The sequence below is a fragment of the Hyphomicrobium sp. genome, assembly GCF_019744875.1.
Lineage (GTDB): Bacteria > Pseudomonadota > Alphaproteobacteria > Rhizobiales > Hyphomicrobiaceae > Hyphomicrobium_C.
Genome location: NZ_JAIETU010000006.1, coordinates 364,531 through 390,116, shown reverse-complemented (window position 1 = coordinate 390,116; position 25,586 = coordinate 364,531). Strand labels below are relative to the sequence as shown.

Genomic DNA, 25,586 nt, shown 5'->3' with positions numbered 1-25,586 from the left:
TAGCCCCGCTTGAAACTGCTGGCGATCAGCGACCTGCATCTCAGCAGCTCCCCGAACATGCAGGCGCTCCTGGAAATGCCTGCATTCCCAGACGACTGGCTCATCGTTGCCGGCGACGTGGCCGAAAGCCTCGAACGGTTTTGCGAGGGGCTTGTGCTGCTCAGCGAGCGCTTCGCAAAGGTGATCTGGGCGCCCGGCAATCATGACTTGTGGACAGTCCCCGGCCCTGCCGGCAGGGGACTGCTCAAGTACGAGGCGATGGTCGCGATCGCCCGCGACGTGGGCGTTGTCACACCCGAGGACCCGTACCTGGTCTGGCCGGGCGACGGCGAGCCATTCGTCATCGTGCCGACGCTGCTGCTCTATGACTACAGCTTCCGTCCGCCGGAGATCCCGCTCGCCTCCGTCGTCGCCTGGGCGCGCGAGGAGCGCTCGGTCTGCGGCGACGAGATGCTGCTCGACCCTGCTCCGTTCGCATCCATTTCCGACTGGTGCCACCAGAGGTGCCGGGAAACGGAACGTCGCCTCATCGAGCTTGGCCCCGACGTTCCGAAGATCATCGCCAATCACTATCCGTTACGGCGCGACCTCGTGTACATCCCGCGCGTGCCGCGTTTCTCACCCTGGTGCGGCACGGTGCTGACCGAAGACTGGCACACGCGCTTCAACGTGCGCGTAGCCGTAAGCGGGCATCTTCACGTGCGCCGCACCGACTGGCGCGACGGCACGCGCTTCGAAGAGGTGTCGTTCGGATATCCCCAGCAGTGGGACCCTCAGCGCGGCATGGCCGCTTACCTCCGGCCCATCTGGCCCGCGTCGGACGCCACCTAGATCAGAGGTTCGCACCAGCCTGCGCGGCCAGGGCCAGAATGTCCTGTGGCCTGATGCCGGTCGCATCGAGTGTAACAGCCGCGGGCTCTGGATGACGCAGGGCGAGCGCCAGCGCATGGGCGGGCGTCGGCGTCGCCCGGAAAAGACGCCAGTGCGCGCCATCCTCGCCCAGCGTATCGGAGAACTGAACCGAGAGCGGGTCCCACGACACCGCGAATGCATCGAGCGGCACGGAAAGCCCACCGCCCAGCGCCTTGATACAGGCCTCCTTGAGCGTCCAGATCGCATAGAACGTCTCGGCGAACGCCTCGGGCGGAACCGCGCGCAACGCCGCGATCTCGGCCGGCGCAAACACCCGCTCGGCGAAGTCGAGACCGGCGCGTCCGGCATCGATGGATTCGACGTCGATGCCGAGATCGTGCGCGTGGGTCATCGCCACCGCGACGAGCCCATGGGTGTGGGAGAGGTTGAACCGCAGCGGCGGCATCCCCGGCTCCCGCACGATCTCGGGTTTGCCTTGCACACCCTCGACAAAGCGCCAGTCGCTGGTCGGGCGAGGCGCTTCGACCGAGAGCAACGTGCGCGCCAGAGCATGTGCCGCGACATACGCCTGGCGATCCCGCTCGAAGTGGAAACGCGCGGCCCGCGCGCGCTCCGCGTCGTCGAGAAGGGCCGCGAACGCCGCCCAATGCTCTGCTGCAACGGATTCGAGCACCAGCCACCGCACGCGGACGGCCGTTGTGGAAATGGGCGGGATGGGGTCAAGAAGGTTTGGTACGGTCACGCCCCAAGTCTACTATGCCGAACGGGGACCGCAAACGACGTGAGCGCGTTGCCCCCGCCTCGCTATAAAAAACACGGAAAGCAGATGGCCTCTCCTTGGTTTGTCGTCCAACAGCGGCCATCCGCCCGGCTCACCCTGTATTGCGTGCCGCACGCCGGCCGGGGCGCATCCCTCTATTTCCCATGGCGCGCCGTGATGCCCGATTGGATCGAGCTCCGCGCCATCCAGCTTCCCGGCCGCGAAGGACGCCGGGCCGAGCCACCGATGACGCGCATCGCCGCCATCGCCGACGGTCTCACCCAGGCCATGTTGCCGCTGGCGGACCGTCCGTACGCGTTTTTCGGCCACAGCATGGGCGCTCTCATCGCGTTCGAAACGGCCCGCAACCTCCGTCGTCTCGGCGCCCCTCCGCCGCGGGCGTTGGTGCTGTCCGGCCGGCGCGCGCCCCACATCGTCGACCACGACACGCCGATCCATGTCCTCTCCGACGACGACTTCGTGGCGGCGATTTGCGCGCGCTATAACGGCATTCCGCAGATCATCCTCGAACAGCCCGACATGATGCGCATGCTCCTGCCCGTCATGCGTGCTGACATCGAGGCAATCGAAACCTACGCGTACCGGGATGAACCGCCGCTTGCCGAGCCGTTTTTCATCTATGGCGGCCGGGACGATGCGCAGATGGCGCCTGGTCACATCGCAGGCTGGCAGTCCCTCACGCGCCAGCCCCGAGCCCCGCGGCTGTTCGACGGCGGCCACTTCTATCTGCAGGACGCGCGCGACGCACTGGTTGCAGCGCTCGCCGCCGACCTCTCGGCCATCGTCACGTCGCCTGACGGCGCACTCACAGCAAATTAGCGCGGCTGCTCGCCGGGACCCACGATCTCGGCCGAGGCGGATGCGGGTGGAGCGATCGGCTTCAGGCGATAGCCGAACGCATCAGCGAACGAGCGGAGAATATACGGCGGCGCATCGGCACCGGGCTCCTCGCTCGACGTGGCGCCGGGCGTTGTCGCGCTCGTCTTGACCGCCGCATTCGCTGCGTTTTCAGCAGCCATTGCCTCTGCCTCGATGGCAGCGTCCTCGGCCGTGCCACGCGGGTGCGCCAGGGTTTCGAAGGGCGAATTGGACTGCGGCGGAGACATGTCGATAGAGCCTGCGATCCGCCCCGCGTTCTCCGCGTCGGCCTTCTGCACCTTCGCCGGATGCGACGAGGCTGCGGCCGCAGGCGGAGGGGCCGGTATCTGCGGGGTGTCGCCGGTGTTGAGGATCAACGGCAACCCTTGCGAACCGCCGCCCACGATGACGACCTTGGAATTCGGCGAGGTCGCAAGCTGCAGCGTAGCTTCGATACCGCGCCATTTCAGATAGGCTTCCGAAATTCCGGCCTGAACCGTCTGCTGGAAGGCCTGGATGCCCTGCGCCTCGATCTGCTTGCGTTCGCTTTCGAGCCGCTCCCGCTGGATGCGGAAACCGTACTCCTGCGAAATCTGCGCCTGTTCGAGCTTCCGCTCAATGGCGCTGCGCAGCCGGAACGGCAGCGTCACATCCTTGAGCAGGATGTCAGTCATGAACACGAAGTCTTCGCCGCCGTGATCTTCGCCGTTGATGCCAATTCTGTTGACGGCCTCGCCGGGCATTTCCCGGGCGACGGCCCGCAGAATTTCACCCTGGATCTGCGTCCTGCGCGACGAGAACAGCTCCTCGATTTCATACTGAGAAATCCGCTCTCGCAAAACCGACCCGACTTCCGGCACCAGCAAAACGTCGACGTAGTTCGGTCCGATCAACTTGTGCAGCCGCGGCAGCGTGGCGGGGTTGAGCTGCCAGCGGAACGAGCTGCGCACCGTCACCTGCAGGCCTTCGCGCGCGATCACCTCGTAGGCTTGATCGTGCTCCTGAATGCGCATGTCGTAGATGAAGATGTGATCCCACGGCGGAATGACATGCAGCCCCTCGCCGAGCGCCGAGCTCTGATCCTGCGTGCCGCCGAAGAACCGCAGCCAGAGAATGCCGCCATGCCCCGACGGAATGGTGATGAATATTCTCGGCGCAAGCGCTGTGATGATGAACATCGCCACCAGCAGCGCAAGCATCAGCCCGCGCCGGTTGCGCAGAAACCATTTGCGCCCGGACGACAGCGCCGCTTCGTGAAGCGGTTGGGAAACGAGGACATCAGACATGGGAGAGCGGGCGTTTCCGCCAGGATTTCTTCACCGGCGCGCCGCGCGTATCGACCACGACCGGCGTGGCCATGATCAGGATGATCAGCGCCACGATGGGCGTCAACACGATGGACAGCATGAAATAGAGGAAGAAGCCTCCGCTGCGTCCAATCGCAAACAGGCCCACCAGGATCGCGAACAGGATGTAGAAACCGACGACCATACCACCCCCCGTGGCTGGCGCTTGCTGCGCGCTCCACAGCGCCGAAGGTTTCTGATTCGGCAGCGGGCCACCAGCGCCGCCCGGCACAAAGCCGAGGATAAGCCGCTGGCACAAAGCTGAAATCTACGGAGGGACGCGTGTGCGTGCCAGCATCGACCGTTCGAGGTTGGTCGCGCCGCGCGTGCACATCGGCATGACTACGACGGCTTGGAAACGACGGCTCAGGCAGCCGTCTGCGTCGTCTCACCAGCGGAAGCGTTGGCCGGCGCATCGGCGCTGGTTCCGTCTTTCGCCTTCTGGAACTCGGCTTCGAAGTAAGCCTTCATCTTTGCGGGATCGAAATCCAGTAGCGTCCCGCCAGCCTCGAAGTGGTGCACGAACACGCGGCCGACGGCCACGGTCGCGGCCATGGCGAGCGCCGGCAGCGCGAGCGTACCGGCGATCTGGCCCAGCACGGGAACCGTTTTCAGCGCCGAAACCGTGCTGGCCCCGACTGCGATCGGCACCGCGGCGCCCGCCAGCGCGCCGATGGCGGCGCGGACGCGATCCTCGGAGAATTCGCGGTCATAGAGACCCGAGAGCGCGTGCACCATCTTGATCTGCGTTCCGGTGATGGCGGCGAGATCGACCACCGGCACCGGGATGAGCCCGAACCCGGCGGACCAGTAGGAATAGCGGCGGATCAAGGCGTTCGCCTTTTCGATGCGCTCCGACATGCGGACCTCCAAGTAGCTTTGAGATTGCTCAAGGGAACGCCAGCGGCGACGCCATCGAGAGCCCCGCCTCTCGAATCGCTAGAAAAAACATCTCATACTGAAAATTTCCTGTCTACGCCGGGTGCGCGCGGATCGGAAACGGCCCCCTCACACGAACCGCAGCGGCAACGATTGCAGCCCCCGCTGGTTGGTCCGATCCGACCACCAGACCGGCTCACCAGCCAACTCGATGCGCTCGAACCGTCGCAGAAGAGCCCCGAACGCCGTTTGCGCTTCGAGACGGGCGAGCGCCGCCCCGATGCAGACGTGCGGACCGCCGCCGAAGATGGACTGCGCGTTGGGCTGGCGCGCGATATCGAAGGTGTCGGGGTGCTCGAAGCGCGCCGGATCGCGGTTGATGGCGCCCACCAGCCCGATGGCCAGCGACCCGGCTGGAACAGAAACGCCGCCGCAGGTGTAATCCCTGATCGCCACCCGGAGAATGAAGTTGATGCTGGGCTCGTAGCGCAGCATCTCCTCGATGGCCGGCCGCATCAGCTCCGGGTTCGACCGCAGCTTTTGGAACTCCGCCGGATTGCGCAGCAGCGACAGCATTCCGTTGCCGAGAAGCGTGACCGTCGTCTCGTTGCCGGAGACGAGGCCCAGGAGATTGTTGAGCGTCTCGTCCTCGTTCATGGTGCCGTCCGCGAGCGCGGCGGCCGCCAACCCGATGAAGCTGTCGCCCGATTGCCCCTGGCAGGCCTCGAGATGGCCCTTCAAATAGGCCTTGTAGGCACGCAGGGCCGCCAACGCGTCGCGCTTCTGGTCGGCCGGCATCAGAATGTCGCCGATCTTGATCAGGGCCGCGTTCCAGACCGCGAGTTGCGCGTCCATGTCCGCGGGTATCCCGAACAGGTTCCGCGACACGCGCAGCGGCAGGTGATTGGCGAACGCGGCCATGAAATCGACCGGGGTACCCACCGGCAGCGCGTCCACGAGCTCTTGGCACTCGGCCTCGATCATGGGGACCAGAAGCGCCATTTGTCCGGGGCGAAACGCCTTCTCGTACACGTCCCGCATGCGCCGATGATCCGGCGGATCGGCATTGACCATCTGGTGATGGAATTCGCTGTACAGGCTGTAGCTGACCGGGTCGCTCTCCTGGCTTCCCGGCCGGCTCCAGCCGTTGGTCCAGAGCCGCGTATCGCGCCCCATCTCGGGCGCCATGGCCATCTGGCGGAACTCGCTGTGACCGAGCACGAAGTAAATGCCCGTATAATCGTCGCGATGCACCGCGCCGAGCTCGCGGATGCGCTTCAGCTCAGCATGCGGGTTGGCGAGATAGGCCGGATCGGTGAGCATCCCCCACCAGTCGATCGCAGCAACCTCGGGCATGGCGTCTTGCGCCATCATGCCCGCCCAAATCGCAGCGGCAGCCGCTCGAGACCGCGTTGATCGCTCCGGTCCGTCCACCAGACGGGCTCCCCGGCCAGCTCGATCCGCGCAAACCGGTCCATCAGCGCGTTGAACGCGATCTGCGTGGTCATGCGGGCGAGCGCTTTGCCGATGCAGATGTGCGCACCTCCCCCAAATGCAGAGTGGTGGTTCGGATTGCGCGTGATGTCGAACTCGTCGGGATTGTCGAAGCGTTCGGGGTCGCGGTTGATCGCCCCGACGAGGCCGATCGCCAGCGCGCCGGCGGGAATACGGACTTCGCCGCACTGGAAGTCGTTGATCGCCGCACGCGGAATGATGCTGCTGCCTGGCTCGTAGCGCAGCATCTCCTCGATTGCCGTTCGCATCAGGCCCCGGTCGGCGCGCAGCAACTCGAACTGCGCCGGATTTCGGATCAGCGTCAAGAGCCCGTTGCCGAGCAGCGTCAGCGTCGTCCGACTTCCCGAGATGAGCATCGCCACGTTGTTGAGCGTCTCTTCCTCGCTCATCGTGCCGGTCGCCGCCGCGGCAAGCGAAATGCCGATCAGCCCATTGCCCGGGTCCGCGCTCCGGCTGGCGAGATGGCCGCGCACGTACTCCTTGAATTCGCGCTGAGCCGTCTGCGCCTCCCGCTTCTGCTCCGGCGACATGACGATGTTGCCGAGCCAGCTCAGGGCGGCGATCCACTTGGCGACCGTCTCATCCATTTCGGCCGGGATATCGAAAAGCCTGAGCGAAATGCGATGTGGCAACGGATTGGCGAACGCATCCATGAAGTCGACCGGACCGTCGTCAGGCAGCGCGTCGAGCAGCTTGCGGCATTCTTCTTCCATCATCGGCAGGTAGCGCGTCATGTCGCCGGGACGGAACGCCTTGTCGTAGACCGATCTCGTGCGCCGGTGGTCCGGCGCATTGGCGTTGATCATCTGCGGCTGGAATTCGCGGAACAGCTCGTACGTCTCGGGATCGCGCGCCCGGTTCTCGGGGCTGTTCCAGCCGTTCGCCCAGAAGCGCGTGTCGCGGCCCATGTCCAGCGTCTTGGCCATGGCGCCGAATTCGCGCGACCGCGTGACGAAGTAGAGCCCCGTCACCGGATCGAAATGGACGGCTCCCCGCTCGCGAACGCGCTTGAGGTCCGGATAGGGATTGCTCAGAAACTTGGGGTCGGTGAGCATGCCCCACCAATCGATAGCGTCGCCTTCTGTCGCGACATCGGGCGGCACGGCTGCATCGAGAACATCATCGGATGCATCGATGCGATCGAGTGTTTCGGACATGCCGGCGCTCCTGGATCCTGGGCTCCCGAACCATGGCCGAGCGAGCGCGGGATAGGGGCGTCGCCACGATTCTTGTCCATGCGATACTACCGGGCAGGACGAGGCTGTCCCGCCGCAGAACCGCCGTATCCACAGCCAACCCCCAAAGCGTCAGCCAGGGAAATCCGCGGAAAGAGATGCGCTGGCCAAGACGATTTCGCCGCCAACCTCTTTGCAGGGAATCGGATGCCGGAGGAGCGCCCGAAAAGGGCCGTGCGCGAACCAATCGCCCTTATCCCCAAGTTTCTGTCGGCACGCGCCCCCCTTACGCCTCTCTCGTTTGACACTCCGCGTGATTCCACTTGAGGGTACAATAGATTGGCTGCGCTTGATCGTTCCGCCGACGGCGGCTCCATTGCGGCGAGCGCCATCCCGGGTGCGAGGCGATGACATCTATTTTTTCCGGCCTTTCGGCATCGCTCATCGCGAGACTGTCGCAGTCCGCTTTCCGTGACGCGCAGACCTCCGACATGGAGGCGCTGACGACGTCGCAGGCCGCCGCAATCAGCGCAACGCAGCTTAACGCGCTCAGCACCACCAACATCGAGGCCATGACCGCGACGACGGTGTCCTCGCTGTCGACGGTCAGCCTCAGCAAGCTCAGCCTCGCCCTGTTCGAAGCCCTCGCGGCTGACGACCTCGATGCCTTCACTGCGCGCCAGACGGCGGCCCTGACCCTGACGCAGCTCAACTCCCTGTCCGAAGCCGACATCCAGAAACTGTCGCCGGAACAGCTTCGCGCACTGACCGCAACGCAGATCGCGGGCCTTTCCAGCCAGACGATCGAAAAGTTCACGCCAACCCAGCTTTCGCATCTCACGCCGACCCAGGTGCGGAGCTTCCCCGCCACCCGCCTCAACACAATGTCACCCGAGCGGCTTCAGGCGCTGGATTTTTCCGGGTTGTCTTCGTCTCAGATCAGCCGGTTCAGCGCGACGGCGTTCGACAATTTCTCCGCCTCGCAGATCGCGGCCTTGTCGTCGAGCCAGATTTCCGGCTTGTCCGCGACCGCGCTGAGCGTGCTCTCCGCAGACGAGATCCAGAGCCTTTCGGCGACCCAGATCAGCGGCCTGTCGGCGCGCGCGCTCTCCACGTCCACGTCAGGCCTGCTCAACACGCTGACGGCCACGCAGATCGGCGCGCTCACCGCGACGCAGGTTCGCGGCCTGACTGCCGCACAGATCAATGCGCTCCCGGCAAGCTCGCTCGGCGCACTCCAAGCCGAGAATTTCACGACGGCTCAGCTCGCTAAGCTCACCGCCACCGCCATCGACAATCTTACGGAAACGCAGTTCGCCGCCCTGCGCGGGACGCAGATCGCGTCTCTGTCGACAACCACGATCAACAACCTGCCGCCGTCCGTGCTGCGCGCCTTGACGACGACGCAGATCGCAGGCCTGACCGCGCGCCAGATCGGCGGGGCGACGGCAACGACGCTCGACAATTTCGCAACGACGCAGCTCGCCCAGCTCACAGCGGCGCAGGTCTCCGGAATTTCTGCGTCCCAGCTCGGAGCCTTGTCGGAGACTGCCCTCAACGCAATCCCGCCATCCAGCTTCTCGGCCACGCAATTGTCGGGCCTTTCGACCACCACGTTCGACAGGCTCAGCACGGCGCAGATCTTGGGCCTGAGCGCCACTCAGTTCGGCGCGCTCTCGACGGGCTCAATCAATCGCCTGTCGCCGGCCGAGTTCACGGCGCTGTCCACCGCGCAGCTCCGCGGCCTGAAGCCGTCTCAGATTGCCGCCGCATCGACGAACCTGATCCTCGCGCTCGCGCCCACCCAGCTCGAAAGCCTCACCTCGCAACAGGTGAAGTCGCTCTCGGCGACACAGATCGAAGCCCTCGCCGTGACCGGCAACATCCGCTTCGACGTGCGCGACTTGGCGCCCACACAAATGGGGCGCATGACGGCGACGACCTTCCGCAATCTCACGCCGACCCAGATTGCGGCCCTTTCGCCGAGCCAGATCACCAGCCTGAGCGCCACGCTCATCGCCGATCTCTCGCCCGCTGAAATTGCCGCCTTGAGCCCGGCCCAGATCGGTGGCTTCACCGCCGAGAAGATGGCGCTGCTGTCGACGACCCAGATCGCGGCCCTGACGACCACGCAGATCGGCGCGCTTGGCGCCAAGGCGATTTCAGGTCTGCGCGACACACAGCTCGCGGCACTCTCCGCAAGCCAGCTCAGCGCATTGTCCAACGCTCAGTTGGCCAACCTCACGAGCACGGCCATCGCGGGCCTGGATGCCGACGACATCGCCGCGTTGTCTGTCGACCAGATCAACGGTCTCAAGGCCGCCCAGCTTCGCGGCCTCAACGAAACTCAGATCGCGACGCTGTCTGCAACGCAGGTTGCGGGCCTTTCTACGACCGGGTTGGCGAGCCTCAACTCCACGCAAGTCTCGGGGCTCACGCCGTCGCAGCTCGCCAGTCTGTCGCCGAGCCAGGTCGCAGCGCTCTCTGCCGCAGGTATCGCCGGACTGTCGCCCGACGTCATCGCCTCGCTCTCGACAGACCAGGTCCGCGCCCTCACATCCACACAAATTCGCGCGCTGAACGAGGAGCAGGCGGGAGCGCTGACGGGCACGCAAGTCGGCGTCCTGACGTCGACGCAAATCGGCGCCCTGTCGAAAAACGCCATCGGCGGCCTGACGGCGCAGACCATCTCACAGCTGACCACCGAGCAGATCGCCGGGCTCAACGCCGGCCAGGCATCGGCGCTCAGCGATAACCAGGTCGCGGCGCTATCCGAAACGCAGATCGCTGCCCTGTCGACGCGCGCGATTTCGGGTCTTGGCAACGCGCAGATCTCGGCCTTGACGTCGACCCAGCTCGCCGCCTTGTCGACCACGCAGATCGCCGCCCTCACCGCGGACGGGATCACCGGACTTTCCGTCGAAGAAATGATGCAGCTCTCACAGAGCTTCTTCTCCGGCCTGACCACGACGCAGGTGCGCGCGCTCTCCGAATATCAGGTCGTATCATTGAGCGCCGGACAGCTCGCGTCCCTCTCGGCGACGCAGATTTCCGCGCTCTCGACGGTTGCGATTGCGGGACTGTCCATCACGGCACTCCAGTCGCTCAGCGCCACCCAGCTCGCCGGCCTGACCGCAACGCAGATCGGCGCGCTCGATTCCGCCCAGATCGAAAGTTTCTCGCCAGCGCAGATGTCACGCTGGACCACGTCGCAGATCGCTGGCATCGCACCGGAAGTCATCGGCTCGCTCGGAACCGAGCAGATCGCGTCTCTCAGCCCGACCCAGCTCCTGGCGTTACGCGCCGCGCAGGTGTCCGCGCTCTCGACCGAGCAGATCGGCGCCCTCTCGGCGGCTCAGTTCTCGAGCCTGACCGCCACGCAGATGCGCGGGCTCACCGCCACGCAGATCGAAAGCCTCCCCGCCGGGCATTTCTCCGCGCTGTCGTCGAACCAGATCGGCTCGCTGCTGCCCTCCACCCTGTCCGCCCTGACCGACGACCAGCTCCAGTTGCTTACGACGCTGCAGGCCGATGGACTGAGCGCGGCACAGATCGCCGCCCTCGACGGCACGCGGATCGCCGGCCTGTCGACCACGCTGCTCGCGAGCTTGAGCTCGACCCAGCTCGGCGGCATTGCGCCAGCAGCCCTTGCGGCGTTGGATGCAACGACCCTGTCCGGGCTCGACGACCGGCTGCTGCGCGGCCTCACCGCGACGCAGCTCGGAACACTGACCCCGGCGCAGCTCGGCGCATTCGGGCCGGAGCGGCTCGCAATGTTCCTGTCCGAGCAGATTGCCGGACTGACGGCGTCTCAGATTTCCGGCCTCAGCTCGGAACAGCTCGGAGCATTGACCTCGCGGCAGATCTCGGGGCTCTCGACATCGGCTTTGGCCGGACTTTCGACGACCGCGATTGCCGCGCTCACCACCACCCAGCTGCGCGGCCTCACCGCAACCCAGTTGGGCGCCCTGGGCGAGGTCCAGGTTGCTGCGATCAACATCGGCCAGTTGGAATCGCTCTCTTCAACGCAGCTCGCCGGCCTCTCTACGGCCGCGATTTCGTCGCTCACCACAGATCAGCTTTCGGCGTTGACGACCCAACAACTGCGTGGCCTGACCGGCCAGCAGGTCGCGGCGCTCACCACGGCGCAGCTCCAGAGCCAGTCGCCCGCGCGCCTTGCCGCCCTGTCGACCGCCGCGCTCGGCGGCCTGACCGACGCGCAATCCGCGGCGCTGACCACCTCACAGCTTGCGGCCCTGACACCGACCCAGCTCGCAGCCCTCGCGCCGAGCGCGATCGGCGCGCTTTCGACCGAACAGTTGGCCGGCCTGAGCACCGCTCAGTTCGGCGCCCTCACCATGACGCAAATTCGCGGCCTCACGACCGCGCAGATCGCCAGCCTCACGACAACCCAGATCGCGCGCCTGTCGGCCACGCAGCTCGCTGGGCTCACCTCGGAGCACACCGCGGCGCTGACGACGCAGCAGCTCGCCGGCCTTTCGACGACAAGCCTCAGGGCCCTCTCGGGAACGGCCATCAGCGGCTTCAGCGCCACCCAGATCGGCGCGCTCTCGACGAGCCAGCTCACGAGCCTCACGCCCACGCAGATCGCGGCCCTTTCGCCGACCGCGCTCTCCGGGCTCTCCGAGTCCGAGCTTGCCGCGCTCACCACCACCCAGTTCAGCGCGCTCTCGACGACGGGCATCGCCGCGCTCTCCGTCACCCAGCTCGGCAGCCTGACGCCGGATCAGATCCGCGTGTTGAGCACGACCGCGCTCTACGGCCTGACCTCGTCGCAGGTCGCAAGCTTGACGACCACGCAACTCGGCGCATTGGCCGCAAGCCAGTTCAAGGCGCTCTCGCCCTCGGGGCTCTCGGGCCTGACCGTCACGCAGATCGAGTCTCTCACGCCGTCGAAGTTCGCAGCCCTCGACCCGCAGCAGATCGCCGGCCTCTCTACCACCGCGATCAACAGCCTTTCGAGCACGCGCCTCGCCTCGCTCACGACCACGCAGCTCGCTGGCCTGAGCGCCACCCAGATCGGCGCGCTGAGCACAACCCAGATCGACTCTCTCTCGACGCGGCAACTCCAAGCGCTCGCGCCCGACTCGCTGGCCGGCCTGAAGGCGACCACGCTTGCGTCCCTCAGCACGTCGCAACTGCGCGCGCTGACCGTGACGCAGATCGGCGCGCTCTCGACAAGCGCAATCTCCGGCCTCACGAACACGCAGATCTCGGCGCTCACCAGCGAGCAGATGTCGTCCGTCCGCGCGACCCAGATCGCCGCACTGTCGAGCACCGCCATCGCCGGCCTGACCACCACGCAACTCAAGGCGCTGACGAGCACGCAACTGGCCGGGCTGTCCGCCACGGGCATCGGCGCGTTGACGCCAAGCCAGATCGAAAGCCTGACGACCACGCAGGTTGGATTGCTGTCGCGAACCGGCATCGGCGGCCTGACCTCGACGCAACTGGCAAGCCTCACCGAAACCCAGCTCGGCGCGCTCTCCTCGACGCAGATCGGCGCAATCTCGGCTGGTGCTCTCCCCGGCCTGAGCGAGGCGCAGATCGCCGCCCTGACCGAGACGCAGTTCTCCGGCCTCAGGGCAACGCAGATTGCTGCGATGGACTCGACCCAGATCCGCGCCATGTCAGAAACGGACATCGCGGGCCTCAGCCCCACACAGCTTTCGGGCCTCCTGCGCGTCCAGATCCGCGCCCTGACCACACCGCAGATCGCAGCCCTCACGCAAACGCAGATCGCAGCCTTCGACGCGTCTCAGATCGTCAACATGACCACGTCGATGCTGGCCGCGCTCAGCGCGTCTCAGCTGGGCGCGCTCTCACCCACTCAGATCGGCGCACTTTCGACGCAGCAGCTCAACAGCATGTCGCCCAGCGTCATCGCATCGTTCTCGACCAACCAGGTGGCTGGCCTCACCACCACCCAGATCGGCTCTCTGACTCCCACGGCCATCAGCGGGTTGACCACCACCACGATCGGCGCCCTCAACGGCGTGCAGATTTCCGCCTTCACCGAGACGCAGCTCGCCAGCATGACCAGCGAGCAGATCGCAGCGCTCGAAGCCGCAGTTTCCTGATTGAAGTCGAATTGATCGCGTGAGCTTCAAGGACCGATACGCATGACCATTGTTCCGTCGTTCCCTGCCAATCCGCCCGAAACGCCGCCTATCCGCCTCGACACCCTGAGTGTCGGCGACCTCTTCACGCTCGCCGATGCCCAGGAGCAGCAGGGCGATATCGCGGGCGCGGCAAACAGCTATCGCGATTGGATCGCGCGCAATCCCACGAACCCGCTGCTCCACGCGGTCTACTTCAACTACGGCGTCGCCCTGAACAAAGCGGGCGACCGCTACGGCGCCATGAACGCTTTGCGGGCCAGCCTCAGCATCAAGTCGGATTTTCTGCCCTCCCACATCAATCTCGGGCGGCTGCTGGAAGACGACGGACAGGCCGGCGGCGCCGTCACGCAGTGGCTTCAGCTCGTCGCCCAGACGGCTTCGATCGACGGCAACTCGGTGAAGCACAAGCTCATCGCGTTGCAGCAGCTCGGCCGCGTGCTCGAAGCATTCCAGCAGGACGAGCCCGCCGAAGACGCGCTGAGGCAGTCTCTCGACATCAATGCGCATCAGCCCGAGGTCGTGCAGCACTGGGTCGCCGCGCGCCAGCGCCAATGCAAATGGCCAGTCATGGCCGGCAGCGAGCATGTCGACGTGGCCAAGCTCTATGCAGCGATCTCGCCGCTCTCTCTCGCCGCCCTGAGCCACGATCCGATGTTCGCGCTGGCGCGCGCACACAAATACAGCCGCGAGCTGACCGGCGCGCCGCGCACGCCGCTCTGCCCCGACGGCTCGGCCCGGAAGCGGTCCGGACGTGGCGGCAAGCTGCGCATCGGTTACATTTCATCCGACCTGCGCGAGCACGCGGTGGGCTTCGCGATGGCCGACGTTCTCGAATGCCACGACAAGACCGCGTTCGAGATCACGGCCTACTACTGCGGCATCGATCGCATGGATCCGACGCGCCGCCGCGCCGAGCAGGCCGTCGACCACTGGGTCGACATCACGCGGCTCTCCGATGCCGATGCCGCCCAGCGCATTCACGCCGATGGCATCGACATCCTGATCGACCTCAACGGCTACACCAAGGACGCGCGCTCCCGCATCTTTGCCTATCGCCCTGCTCCCGTTGCCGTGAATTGGTTCGGCTATCCTGGCACGATGGGCAGCACGCATCATCACTACATCATCGCGGACCCCATCGTGCTGCCGGAAGAGGACGAGATCTACGTCTCGGAAAAGGTGCTGCGCCTTCCCTGCTATCAACCCAACGACCGCAAGCGCGTCGTCGCAGAGGCCACGCCGAGCCGGGAAGACGCCGGATTGCCGGCCCATGGATACGTTTACTGCTGCTTCAACGGCTCGCAGAAACTCACGCCGGATGTTCTCGACGCCTGGCTCACCATTCTGCGTGAGGTCCCGGACAGCGTGCTGTGGCTGCTGAGCGGCGGCACCGCAACCGACGAGCGCCTCCGCGCGGCCGCGGCTGAGGCAGGTGTCGCGCCCGAACGTCTGGTGTTTGCCGGCCGCCAGCCCAACCCCGAGCATCTGGCGCGGTACCGCCTCGCGGATCTCTTCTTGGACAACAGCCCCTATGGGGCGCACACCACCGCATCCGATGCCATGTGGATCGGCGTTCCCGTGCTGACCTACACCGGCACGACGTTCCCCGCGCGCGTATGTGCAAGCGTGGTGCAGGCAGCGGGCCTCGGCGATCTCGTCTGCAACGACATCGAGAGCTTCACCCAGCGCGCCATCGCACTGGGCCGCAACCAGGCCGAAACGGATAGCCTCAAGGCGCGTCTCGAAGCCAACCGGCCGTCATCGACCCTGTTCGATACGCCGCGCCTTGTACGCGAGCTGGAAGCCCTGTTCCATCACATGTGGACCGAGGCCGTCGAAGACCGGCTGCCAAAGCCCAACTTCACGAACATGAACGCCTACTTTGAGATCGGCCTCGACTTCGCCGTCTCCGGCACGCACCACGCCACCACGGAGCACCTCCGCGAGGCCTATCGCCAACGGCTCGCGGTGTGGGCTGAATCTGAGCACATCGCGTCCGACAACCGCCTCTGGCAGCCCTAGGCGCGAGAAAACAAGCGTGTTAGCGGGCCAGCGCTTGCGCGGCGCGGCGCTGCCCCGACGCTTTGACCGAAAGCACCTCCGCGAGCCGCGCGATGCCTTTCGAGATCTCGCGTTCCGTCAAGGACGAGAAGCCGAGCACGAGATAGCGGTCGCTGTCAGCCGAGGTTTCGAAGTTGACGGCCGCACCCGTCGCCAGCGTGTAGACGCCGACGCCCGCTTCGATGGCCAGCTTCTCGATCTCGCTTGCCGGCGGCAAGTCGTGGGGAAGCCGCCAGGCGAGATGCATTCCCGCTTCCGCGCCGATGATCTCGCCCCCGCCAAAATGCTTGTCGAGCGCTGCCAGAAGCGCATTGCGGCGCGAGTAATAGAGCTTGCGGATGCGCCGGACGTGCCGTTCGTAGCCGCCGCTCTCCATGAAGTCCGCAAGCGTTGCCTGCTCCAGCCAAGGCTGCCCATTGTTCATGAGCGTCTTCATGTGACGCGCGCGCTCGAGCAGCTCGGTCGGGAAAATGACATAGCCGAGACGCAACCCGGCGCCGAGGCTCTTGGAGAATGTGCCGAGGTAGATGACACGCCCCATCAGGTCTAATCCCTTGAGCGCTGCGAGGGGAGCACCGTGGAATCGGAAGTCGCTGTCGTAGTCATCCTCGAGAATGTAGGAATCGGTTTCCGCCGCCCAGGCCAGCAGCTCCAGGCGGCGCTCGAGAGAAAGCGTCACCCCGAGCGGATACTGGTGAGAGGGCGTGACATAAGCGATCGCGTTCCTCACGTCCGGCAGGCGCCCGCAAATGAGCCCGCGCTCGTCGACGGGAACGGGCACGATCTTGGCCCCGAAGTTTTCGAAGAGAAACGCGGCCCCCTGGTAGCAGGGCGTCTCGACAACCGCCGTCGAGCCGGCTGCGAGCATCATCCGGCTCACAAGGTTGAGGCCGTCCTGGCAGCCGCCGACAATGATGATCTCGTCGGCGCTCGTCACGATATTGCGCGTCGGCCGCACGCGCTCGGCAATCGCCTCGCGAAGCTCAAGCAGACCCGACGGATCGCGGTATTCCGTCAGCGCCGATCCCGAGCCGAGCAGTCGCCGATGGATCAACTGCGCCCAGATCTTGCGCGGAAACGAGTCCGGATCGGGCCGTCCGACCCAGAAATCCGCAACGAGCCGCTTCCGGTTCGGATTGACGAGCGCCTGCGATCGCGCAGGAGGATCAGAGCTTTTGACCGCCGAACGCTTCGTGCTGCGCGCGGGCGAAGCGGGCCGATGCGTGGCGGTATAGAGAACGCCTTCCGGGATCTGCATCGAGATGAACGTGCCCACGGACCGCCGCGTCTCGATGTATCCCTCCGCCGCCAGGCGGTCGTACGCGAGCGCCGTCGTATTGCGCGCAATCCCGAACTGCTCGCTCAGCGTCCGCGTCGACGGCAGAGCCTCGCCCGGCCTCAGCCGCCCTTCGAGGATCATGCTGCGCACCTGTTCGAAGATCTGCGTTTGCAGACTTATCGGGCTGGCCGCATGAAGTTTAAGCGGTAAGGGCACGGCATTTTCTCCAGCGAGCACCACCGGTCAGGCGCGACGTGGCACCATCATATAGCGCTCGCGTGGCCAATCTATAGGGCCACGCCGCCGCCAGATCATGGGACCACGCGTCCCCATTGACTGTGAAACGTGCGTTTCCGCGCCAGATGTCTCGCCCGCATCGGCTCGGTTGCGAAGCCAGGATGGGCCCAAAACAAAGGTCCGACAGCCCACACCGCGGCACCGCCCTGGCACCACGTGATCGTCCAGGAGCGGTCCTAGGGCCGAGCGACGACCGGCCCCTATCTTTGCCGCGCAGAGGTAATCGGCACAGGAACACTTGGCACACACCACGTCGAACCCAGCGCCGCGCACTCCGCCGAAAGCGCAAGCTTTCGAAGCCAAAAAACCATCTCAAGGAGGAACACATATGCGCAGATCAGGATGTGCGGTCGCACTACTGATGACGTCGGCATTGGCGATGCCGGCCTTCGCTAACGACGACGTCATTAAGAACACGAGCGACTCGAAGCAGTGGGCGATCCCCACCGGTGACTACGCAAATCACCGGTACTCGAAGCTCGATCAGATCAACGCATCGAACGTCGGCGATCTCAAGGTCGCATGGACGTTCTCGACCGGTGTTCTCCGCGGCCACGAAGGCTCGCCGCTGGTCATCGGCAACATCATGTATATTCACACGCCGTTCCCGAACAACATCTTCGCGCTCGATCTCGACAACGAGAACCAGATCCTCTGGAAGTACCAGCCCAAGCAGGATCCGTCGGTTATCGGCGTCATGTGCTGCGATACCGTCAACCGCGGCATCGCCTATGCAGACGGCAAGCTGTTCCTGCACCAGGCCGATACGACGGTCGTCGCGATCGACGCCAAGACCGGCAAGGAAGTCTGGAAGGCCGTCAACGGCGATCCCAAGAAGGGCGAGACGGGCACGATGGCGCCCATCGTCGTCAAGGACAAGGTGATCATCGGTATCTCGGGCGCCGAGTTCGGCATCCAGGGCCACGTCACCGCCTACGACATCGCCACCGGCAAGCGCGCATGGCGGGGCTACAACGTAGGAACGGATGACCAGATCCTCTTCGATCCCGAAAAGACGCTGTCGCTCGGCAAGCCCGTCGGCAAGAACTCCTCGATCAAGACCTGGAACGGCGACCAGTGGAAGATCGGCGGCGGCTCGGTCTGGGGTTGGTTCTCCTACGATCCTGAGCTCAACCTCGTCTACTACGGCAGCGCCAACCCTTCGACGTGGAACCCCGCGCAGCGCGCAGGACCCGACGGCAAGCAGATCGACCAGAAGTGGACGATGTCGATCATCGCCCGCAACGTCGACAGCGGCGTAGCCGCGTGGGCCTACCAGATGACCCCGTTCGACGAGTGGGACTACGACGGTGTCAACGAGAACATCCTTGCCGAGCACGAAATCAACGGCAAGACGCACAAGACCCTGGTGCACTTCGATCGCAACGGCTTCGCCTATACGCTCGACCGCACCAACGGCGAACTCCTTGTCGCCAAGCCCTACGATCCCGACCTCAACTGGTCGTCCGGCGTGGAAATGGACAAGTCGAAGCCGAACTACGGCCGCCCCACCGTTGTCGCGTCGAAGTCGACGTTCCTGAACGGACCCGACGTCAACTCGAAGAACATCTGCCCTGCGGCTCTCGGCTTCAAGGATATGCAGCCGGCCGCGTACTCGCCGCAGACGAACCTCTACTACGTGCCGATCAACAACGTCTGCATGGACTATGAGCCCTTCAAGGTTTCATACAGCCCGGGCCAGCCGTACGTCGGCGCGACGCTCTCGATGTTTCCGCCGGAAGGAAAAACCAACACGGGCCACGTCATCGCCTGGGATGCAGCCAAGGGTGAGATCGTCTTCAGCCACGACGAGCGCTTCTCGGTCTGGTCTGGCGTTCTGACGACAGCCGGCGGCATCTTCTGCCATGGCACGCTCGAGGGTTACCTCAAGTGCCGCGATCAGAAGGACGGCAAGGAACTGTTCAAGCACCGCGTTCCCTCCGGCGTCATCGGCAACGTGTTCACCTACGAGCACAAGGACAAGCAGTACATCGGCGTCTACTCGGGCGTCGGCGGCTGGGCCGGTATCGGACTGGCTGCGGGCCTCGACAAGCCAACCGACGGCCTCGGCGCCGTGGGCAACTACGCCGGCCTGAAGAAGTTCACCGACCTCGGTGGATCCCTCTCCATCTACTCGCTGCCGTAGCGCTTCCTCCGAAGAGACACGCTTGCGAGCACCTTGGGCCGGCACTCCGTGTGCCGGTCCTTCTTTCGTTGAGGAGCAGCGTCAAGAACGCGGCTGGCGCGCCTGGCCCGATCGTGGTGCTCTCTCACGCGCAGGAGAGTTGACGCATGCCTACTGCCGTTTCGCCCGTGGTCCTCAGTGGTCGCATTCAGCCGCTCGGCCCCAAAGGCCACGTGAGCGGCATCGCAAAGACGCCGACCGAAGGTCCATGGCAGATCACGCGCGTGGGCCTCGCCGGCGATGCGCAGGGCGATCTCAAACATCATGGCGGCCCGGAGAAGGCCGTGCACCACTATCCCCGAGAGCACTACGGCACGTGGCGCGACGAGATCGGCGCGCACCCGTTACTCGACGCGCCGGGCGCTTTCGGCGAGAACCTGTCCACCACCGGCTGGACGGAACAGTCGGTTCACATTGGCGATGTCGTCCGTTTTGGCACGGCCGTGCTTCAGGTCAGCCAAGGGCGCCAGCCGTGCTGGAAACTGAATGTGCGCTTCGGGCGCGACGACATCGCCTACCGCACGCAGACCAGCGGCAGGACGGGCTGGTACTACCGCGTGCTCGAGGAAGGAACCGCTGCGCGGGGCGACGACCTCGTCCTGATTGCGCGCCCGCAACCCGCCTGGCCGCTAACCCGGCTCATCACGCTTCTCTACCGTGAGAAGGACAATTATAGCGGCCTTCGCGAGATGGCCGCGATTGCGGAGCTGGCGGACGGCTGGCGAACGCTCGCCGCGCGCCGCGTGCAGGCCGCAGCCACCGAAGACTGGAGCTCCCGCCTCAACGAGCCGCAATGACGTCCCGCCATGAATGCGATGTATAGTGCAGGACGGAAGGGGTCATGCGAGACAGCGTGCCTTCCTCGGCGAAGCACTTGTAGAGAGCGGACATGGGCGCGGGACACGATCACGGCGCGGGAAGCGCGAACGCCTCGGCACTGACGAAAGCCCTCGCCCTCACCGGCATCTTTTTGATTGCAGAGGTCGTCGGCGCGCTGCTGACCGGGAGCCTGGCGCTCCTATCGGATGCCGCGCACATGATGACCGATACGGCCGGCCTCGCCATTGCGTTGGCCGCCGTGCGCATCGGCGCACGCCCAGCGGATAGCAAGCGCACGTTCGGCTACAAGCGCTTCGAAATTCTGGCGGCTGCGGTCAACGCCCTGCTGCTCTTCGTCGTCGCCGGATACATTCTCTACGAGGGCATCCAGCGCTTCGTCGAGCCCGCCGAGATCCAATCTCTGCCCATGCTGGCGATCGCGGTGCTGGGCCTTGTCGTCAATCTGATCTCGATGCGCATCCTCGATGCCGGCCGCTCGTCGAGCCTCAACGTCAAAGGCGCCTACCTCGAGGTCTGGAGCGACATGCTGGGGTCGGTCGGCGTGATCATCGCTGCACTGATCATATGGGCCACCGGCTGGACGTGGGTCGACCCGCTCGTCGCCATCGCCATCGGCGTATGGGTGCTACCGCGCACTTGGGTGCTCTTCAAGGAAACCACCAACATCCTTCTCGAGGGCGTGCCCGAGGGGATCGATCTGGACAGCGTCACGGCGCGGATTTCATCGACTCCGGGCGTCGCGTCCATTCACGACCTGCATGTCTGGGCCCTCACCAGCGGCATGCCGTCAATGTCCGCCCACATCGTCCTCGCGGAGGGGGCGGACCAGGACGCAACCCGCGTCGCCGTAACCGACGCCATGCATGATACCTTCGAGATCACCCACGTGACGCTCCAGGTCGAACGTGCCGACTGCCGGTCCGGCCGCGAGCACCACGGCCTGCACTGACGGCCGTTTCATCCGCTTACTGATCGTCAGCCGCGCGGAGTTCCCCCCACCGCGCTGAAACAGCGCGGGCCACGCGACGCCACCAGCCTCTCTCCGCGGATCATTGCGCCACAATTTGTACGCAGAGTACCATTCTTTACCATCGCGCGCAGATCCCCTTCGGAACGCAAGCCTACGCAGCTAAGCATATGGATACGCTTGGCTGTTTGCGGCCGGCCGCAACAGTTAGAGAACGAAACGCAATGACGTCTGCGAGTGCTGATGTGGACGGATGGCGCGTCAATATGGCGAACGAGGACATGTCGATTTCCTCGATCCTCGCCTCCATTGCCCGCGGCGAGGGCAGCACCTTCTTCACCTTGAATCTCGACCACCTGGTCAAGCTGCGCAGCGACAGCAAGTTCCGCGAAGCCTACCGGCAGGCGACCTTCGTGAGCGCGGACGGCGCACCGATCGTCTACATCGGCCGGCGGACCTGGAAAGACCTGCAGCTCACGGCCGGCTCGGATCTCATGCTGCCGTTAACCAAAGCGGCGGCCGATGCCGGCCATTCCATTTTCCTGTTCGGGAGTTCCACCGAAGTCCTGACTGCGACGGAGAAGGTGCTGTCCGACGCAAGCGGCGGACGTCTCGTGATCGCCGGCAGCATCGCCCCCCCGCGCAATTTCGACGTCGAGAGCGCGCTGGCCGACCAGTATATCGAGGACATTCGCAAGTCCGGCGCAAAGATCTGCTTTGTGCTCCTCGGCGCACCAAAACAGGAACTTTTTGCCGCCCGCGCCCAGCGCCAGGGGCTCAAATGCTGCTTCGTCTGCGTCGGAGCCGCCGCCGATTTCCTGTCCGGCCGGGCAACACGCGCCCCTAAGGGGTTTCGGCGCTTTGGCGTGGAATGGCTATGGCGCTTAATGAGCGAACCGCGCCGCCTCGCCCCGCGCTACGCAAAGTGCGCCAAGCTGCTCGCTGAAATCGAATGGGAAAGCTGGCGAAACAGGCGCCGCAGCGCAGCAAATGAAGAGGCGGGAACTTGAATATCGTCAACGTCGAAACCATTAACTTTGAGCATCGGCCTGACAGAAACTGAGATGTTTTTTAGTGATTTAACTGCCGGCCGATCAAGGCGGTCGCTCTTTAACCAAACCCAGAACTATGGCACCTCGGCCAATGAAAAATGGGTACGGTATTTGCAGAGAAATTCGCGGTGCTTGAGTGGTCTTGCTGTGAAAGCAAGGGCGCGCAGTAACCATTTGCCAGCCCGCGTAGAGGTTTACTAGCGACATGACCCGGACAAAATTGTTCATCTTACTTGTCCTCCTGGCCGCTGCTTTCAGCACTACTTCTCGCGTTCAGGCAGAAGAACACGCGCCCTATCACCTTGGCTCGCAAGACCGCGTGCGCGTCTATGTGCACGAATGGCCAATTCTTACGGGCGAATTCACGGTCGGCGCGAACGGATCGCTGAACCTTCCGTTTGTCGGCGCCGTTCCCGCGCAAGGCAAAGACATCACGCAGCTCGCCCTCGACATCGCCCAGCGGTTGTTGGAGAAGGCCCGGCTCGACAATCCGCCCGAGACGACCGTCGACATCGTGACGTTTCGGCCCTTCTACATCCTGGGCAGCGTCGAGCGTCCGGGCGCATATGAATACCGCCCCAACATGCTCGTTCTGAATGCCGTGGCCATCGCCGGCGGGCTCTATCGCTTGGGCTGGAACACCGAGCGCGACGCCATCGCCGCGCGCGGTCAGGTGCGGATCGGCGCCAGCCAGTTGCTCGCGCTTCAGGCCAAGGAAATGCGGCTGAAGGCCGAGCTGGAGGGGGCGGAAACGTTCGATCCCAAACCGCAGGATTCCGCGCTCGCGGCTTCCGGATTTCTCGACCAGGAGCGTACACTCTTCACTGCGCGCTTCGAGCACTTCCGCCACCAGTACAACGCGTACGGCGATACCATGGCGCTGCTGGACGGCGAGATCGCCTCTCTGGAAGACCAGATCACGGCCTCTCGCAAGCAGGAAGTGTCCATCAAGAAGGAGCTCGACGACGTGCGCGGCCTGATCGCGCGCTCACTCGCGCTTCCGCCGCGCCTGCTTCCGATTGAGCGCGCACTCGCGCAGATCGAACGCGAGCAGAAGGAAATCGCGACCGCGATCATGCGCTCTCGCCAGCAGAAGAATAACACCAAGATGCAGCGTGAAGCGCTCAAGGACGAGCGCCGCAGCACGGCCTTGTCGGAGTTGCAGACCACCGAGGGCCAGCGCAAGGAATTGGAGCAACAGATTTCGACCGCAGACGACGTTCTGGGATCGTCGAGCTCCCTGGGTTCGGAAAGCGTCGACGGCGAACCGACGTACGAGATCATTCGCCAGCAGAACGGCCAAGCCCGCGAAGTAAAAGCGGCGGAGACCACACCACTCGAACCCGGCGACATTCTCAAGGTTCTTCGCCCTCAAGAAATTAAAATTATTCAACGAAATCAAGAAAAGAAGCAGACGGACAATTCGCCTGCCGCCACCGTCAAAACCCGTTAATCTGTATGAGTGTGTCACGGAGGCACATGGCGATGCTGCAAAGGGGCAATGAACAAGTTGCCAGCGTCAACGACGACAGCGGAGCGGGAGCCGGCGAGATCGACATTCGCTGGATGATCGACGCTGTGCTTCAGCGCCGCTGGTTCATCATCGCCGTCCCAACAATTCTGATGGCGCTCGCTGCCATTTTCGTCGTCATGCGGCCCGCGACCTATCTCGCGTCGACGCAGTTGCAGCTCACAAACCTGCGCCTGACGTTCAGCCGCGAAGATGCGTTCTTCGTCGAGACGCAGCCTGATCCCGCATTCTTGGAAACACAGCTCCAGGTCATTCGGTCGGACCGGGTCGCGCTCAGCGCGCTGACCACTTTGGGGCTGCTCAACCCGCAGTCGACTGTCCAGAAACGGGTCGAAGCCCTGGAAGCGCTGCGCCGCGTATACGGCGTCGATCGCGCAGGCCAGAGCAACGTCGTCCAGATTTACTATGAGGCGAAAGACCCCGCCTTGGCAGCGCGCGTCGCCAACGGGATCGCGACCGCCTACATGGCCGAACTGCAGGCCTCACGCTCGGACTCCGCTCAATCCGGAAGCAGCTGGCTGCGCGAGAAGCTGCGCGAGGTGGGACCGAAGGCGCGCGTCATCGCGGAAGCCCTGCCGCCTCCGCACAAGAGCAACGTGCGCGGCATCCTGATCATCGCGGCCGCCGGACTGGTGGGCGCGTGTCTCGCCGCGTTCGTAGCGTTGATGTGGCGCCTCCTGGACGGCCGGGTGAGATCGCCCGAGGATGCCGCCGCCATCACCGGCGTGAGATGCCTTGGGCAGTTTCCGCAACTGCCTACCGCACCCGCGCGCCCGAAAAGTGGGCCCATCGGCAACACGTTCCGCGCTGACTGCCCCGTGCAGACGTTCGTCATCGATGCGCCGGGCTCGAACGCGTGGCACACGATCCGCACGGCGATTGGCGCCTGTCAGGCCGGCTTCGGCGGCCAGGGGGTCCGGTTCATCGGCGTCACGTCGACGTTCGCGGGCGAAGGGCGCTCGACGATCGCGACCAATCTGGCCCTCGCCCTCGCTGTCGCCAACCACCGCGTGCTTCTCGTCGATGCCGACGCCTTCGACCCGGCGCTCTCGGCCTTTTACGGCGGCGAGCGCGCCGGCCTCACCAACTACCTGGCCGAGGACAAGTCGCTCGATCGGTTCACGATGGTCGAGCGGCGAACGGGGCTTCATTTCCTCCCCCTCGGCGCAGACCGCGGCGCGCACCCCGCCAACATCTGGACGGACGGCATCCGCCGCTTCCTGGATGAGGCCGCGACGGCCTACGACTACGTCATCTTCGATCTTCCGACCCTGGGCATGAATGCCGATCTCAGGTCTGCGGCACGGTACATCGACGGCTTCTTCCTCGTGGTGGGCTGGGAGCAGGTCTCGTCCCAGGACATCCAGGTGGGCCTGAAGTCGCTTGCGCCCGTCCAGGAGCGCCTCCTCGGCACTGTCCTGAACAAGGTCGATGCGGCCGAGGCGAAGTGGACGCTGTCAGCACAGACGGCGTTCGCCTCGCGCCAGAACGGCACGAAGACGTCGTCGCCGACGCGCACCATCGCCATCGCGCCTGCTGCAAAAGCGACAAAGCAGGGAAAGAAATGGACGAATAAAGTGCTTCAGCTCGCGTTTCCTCGGCCCACGCCCGTGCCTCCGATCAGGGTTCTGCTCGAGGCGCACGGCGGCAAACGCGCCGATGAAACGCCACCACCGAAGACCGCAGAAAAGTCCGGCCGCTAACCAATTGAAGCAGTCGCGTCCATCGTGATCCTGACGCGACCGCCGACACCAACGTAACTGTCAATTTCAACCTGTATTTGTGGGATCGAGCGCGGCGATAG

At 64.8% G+C, this 25,586-nt stretch carries 17 protein-coding genes; 10 read left to right on the top strand and 7 right to left on the bottom strand.

The features are described from left to right. Window positions 1–9: 9 nt before the first annotated feature. Window positions 10–831, top strand: a complete 822-nt coding sequence (locus tag K2Y42_RS16900) for a metallophosphoesterase (protein WP_291154599.1) — start codon at window positions 10–12, stop codon at window positions 829–831. Between the two features lies 1 nt (window position 832). Here K2Y42_RS16900 and K2Y42_RS16895 read toward each other — a convergent pair whose 3' ends face one another. Then, the gene (locus tag K2Y42_RS16895; protein WP_291154597.1) at window positions 833–1,615 is read right to left on the bottom strand and encodes a 4'-phosphopantetheinyl transferase superfamily protein; all 783 of its coding nucleotides are present in this window, start codon (window positions 1,613–1,615) and stop codon (window positions 833–835) included. On the opposite strand from K2Y42_RS16895, the gene K2Y42_RS16890 reads away from it, so the two are divergent. Continuing rightward, complete coding sequence (locus K2Y42_RS16890) at window positions 1,520–2,473, top strand: alpha/beta fold hydrolase (protein WP_366512416.1); 954 nt, start codon at window positions 1,520–1,522, stop codon at window positions 2,471–2,473. The genes K2Y42_RS16895 and K2Y42_RS16890 overlap by 96 nt on opposite strands. Here K2Y42_RS16890 and K2Y42_RS16885 read toward each other — a convergent pair. The 5 genes from K2Y42_RS16885 to K2Y42_RS16865 form a co-directional block, all read right to left on the bottom strand. Next, window positions 2,470–3,798, bottom strand: coding sequence for a prohibitin family protein (locus K2Y42_RS16885; protein WP_291154594.1), 1,329 nt, complete (start codon window positions 3,796–3,798; stop codon window positions 2,470–2,472). The genes K2Y42_RS16890 and K2Y42_RS16885 overlap by 4 nt on opposite strands. Beyond that, window positions 3,791–4,003 (bottom strand): hypothetical protein, encoded by a 213-nt coding sequence (locus tag K2Y42_RS16880; protein WP_291154592.1) that lies wholly within the window; start codon window positions 4,001–4,003, stop codon window positions 3,791–3,793. Before K2Y42_RS16880 ends, K2Y42_RS16885 begins: the two co-directional genes overlap by 8 nt. Before the next feature lie 221 nt (window positions 4,004–4,224). Continuing rightward, complete coding sequence (locus K2Y42_RS16875; RefSeq protein ID WP_291154590.1) at window positions 4,225–4,731, bottom strand: DUF697 domain-containing protein; 507 nt, start codon at window positions 4,729–4,731, stop codon at window positions 4,225–4,227. Window positions 4,732–4,866: 135 nt separating this feature from the next. After that, window positions 4,867–6,111: a cytochrome P450 gene (locus K2Y42_RS16870; protein WP_291154589.1), complete on the bottom strand. Its 1,245-nt coding sequence runs from the start codon at window positions 6,109–6,111 to the stop codon at window positions 4,867–4,869. Next, window positions 6,108–7,409 carry a cytochrome P450 gene (locus K2Y42_RS16865; protein ID WP_291154588.1) on the bottom strand — a complete coding sequence of 434 codons (1,302 nt, stop codon included), beginning with the start codon at window positions 7,407–7,409 and terminating at the stop codon, window positions 6,108–6,110. Before K2Y42_RS16865 ends, K2Y42_RS16870 begins: the two co-directional genes overlap by 4 nt. Window positions 7,410–7,834: 425 nt before the next feature. Here K2Y42_RS16865 and K2Y42_RS16860 point away from each other — a divergent pair, with 425 nt between their 5' ends. Then, window positions 7,835–13,528 carry a hypothetical protein gene (locus tag K2Y42_RS16860; protein ID WP_291154587.1) on the top strand — a complete coding sequence of 1,898 codons (5,694 nt, stop codon included), beginning with the start codon at window positions 7,835–7,837 and terminating at the stop codon, window positions 13,526–13,528. Between the two features lie 42 nt (window positions 13,529–13,570). After that, entirely contained in the window at window positions 13,571–15,592 is a 2,022-nt protein-coding gene (locus K2Y42_RS16855) for a glycosyl transferase (RefSeq protein ID WP_291154585.1), read from the top strand. 19 nt (window positions 15,593–15,611) lie between these two features. Here K2Y42_RS16855 and K2Y42_RS16850 read toward each other — a convergent pair whose 3' ends face one another. Then, complete coding sequence (locus tag K2Y42_RS16850; protein ID WP_291154583.1) at window positions 15,612–17,126, bottom strand: PLP-dependent aminotransferase family protein; 1,515 nt, start codon at window positions 17,124–17,126, stop codon at window positions 15,612–15,614. 409 nt (window positions 17,127–17,535) lie between these two features. Between K2Y42_RS16850 and K2Y42_RS16845 the strand changes: the two genes are divergently transcribed. The 6 genes from K2Y42_RS16845 to K2Y42_RS16820 all read left to right on the top strand — a co-directional run bounded on the left by K2Y42_RS16845 (window position 17,536) and on the right by K2Y42_RS16820 (window position 25,485). Continuing rightward, the gene (locus tag K2Y42_RS16845) at window positions 17,536–19,353 is read left to right on the top strand and encodes a methanol/ethanol family PQQ-dependent dehydrogenase (protein ID WP_291154582.1); all 1,818 of its coding nucleotides are present in this window, start codon (window positions 17,536–17,538) and stop codon (window positions 19,351–19,353) included. 146 nt (window positions 19,354–19,499) lie between these two features. Continuing rightward, a complete protein-coding gene (locus K2Y42_RS16840; RefSeq protein WP_291154581.1) occupies window positions 19,500–20,189 on the top strand; it encodes an MOSC domain-containing protein in 690 nt (229 codons plus the stop codon). Between the two features lie 92 nt (window positions 20,190–20,281). Continuing rightward, on the top strand, window positions 20,282–21,181 hold the full coding sequence (locus K2Y42_RS16835) for a cation diffusion facilitator family transporter (protein ID WP_291154580.1): 900 nt from the start codon (window positions 20,282–20,284) through the stop codon (window positions 21,179–21,181). A 284-nt stretch (window positions 21,182–21,465) separates the two neighbouring features. Then, window positions 21,466–22,209, top strand: coding sequence for a WecB/TagA/CpsF family glycosyltransferase (locus K2Y42_RS16830; RefSeq protein WP_291154578.1), 744 nt, complete (start codon window positions 21,466–21,468; stop codon window positions 22,207–22,209). Window positions 22,210–22,456: 247 nt separating this feature from the next. Continuing rightward, entirely contained in the window at window positions 22,457–23,704 is a 1,248-nt protein-coding gene (locus tag K2Y42_RS16825; RefSeq protein WP_291154576.1) for a polysaccharide biosynthesis/export family protein, read from the top strand. A gap of 26 nt (window positions 23,705–23,730) precedes the next feature. Continuing rightward, entirely contained in the window at window positions 23,731–25,485 is a 1,755-nt protein-coding gene (locus K2Y42_RS16820; RefSeq protein ID WP_291154575.1) for a Wzz/FepE/Etk N-terminal domain-containing protein, read from the top strand. Window positions 25,486–25,586: the final 101 nt, after the last annotated feature.

What these genes read in the sequence shown, in the direction of transcription:
- K2Y42_RS16835 (WP_291154580.1), top strand. Translation starts at nt 20,282, where the DNA reads ATGGGCGCGGGACACGATCACGGCGCGGGAAGCGCGAACGCCTCGGCA.
- K2Y42_RS16845 (WP_291154582.1), top strand. Translation starts at nt 17,536, where the DNA reads ATGCGCAGATCAGGATGTGCGGTCGCACTACTGATGACGTCGGCATTG.
- K2Y42_RS16825 (WP_291154576.1), top strand. Translation starts at nt 22,457, where the DNA reads ATGACCCGGACAAAATTGTTCATCTTACTTGTCCTCCTGGCCGCTGCT.
- K2Y42_RS16880 (WP_291154592.1), bottom strand. Translation starts at nt 4,003, where the DNA reads ATGGTCGTCGGTTTCTACATCCTGTTCGCGATCCTGGTGGGCCTGTTT.
- K2Y42_RS16890 (WP_366512416.1), top strand. Translation starts at nt 1,520, where the DNA reads ATGCTCTGCTGCAACGGATTCGAGCACCAGCCACCGCACGCGGACGGC.
- K2Y42_RS16885 (WP_291154594.1), bottom strand. Translation starts at nt 3,798, where the DNA reads ATGTCTGATGTCCTCGTTTCCCAACCGCTTCACGAAGCGGCGCTGTCG.
- K2Y42_RS16830 (WP_291154578.1), top strand. Translation starts at nt 21,466, where the DNA reads ATGGCGAACGAGGACATGTCGATTTCCTCGATCCTCGCCTCCATTGCC.
- K2Y42_RS16855 (WP_291154585.1), top strand. Translation starts at nt 13,571, where the DNA reads ATGACCATTGTTCCGTCGTTCCCTGCCAATCCGCCCGAAACGCCGCCT.
- K2Y42_RS16870 (WP_291154589.1), bottom strand. Translation starts at nt 6,111, where the DNA reads ATGATGGCGCAAGACGCCATGCCCGAGGTTGCTGCGATCGACTGGTGG.
- K2Y42_RS16865 (WP_291154588.1), bottom strand. Translation starts at nt 7,409, where the DNA reads ATGTCCGAAACACTCGATCGCATCGATGCATCCGATGATGTTCTCGAT.
- K2Y42_RS16820 (WP_291154575.1), top strand. Translation starts at nt 23,731, where the DNA reads ATGGCGATGCTGCAAAGGGGCAATGAACAAGTTGCCAGCGTCAACGAC.
- K2Y42_RS16860 (WP_291154587.1), top strand. Translation starts at nt 7,835, where the DNA reads ATGACATCTATTTTTTCCGGCCTTTCGGCATCGCTCATCGCGAGACTG.
- K2Y42_RS16840 (WP_291154581.1), top strand. Translation starts at nt 19,500, where the DNA reads ATGCCTACTGCCGTTTCGCCCGTGGTCCTCAGTGGTCGCATTCAGCCG.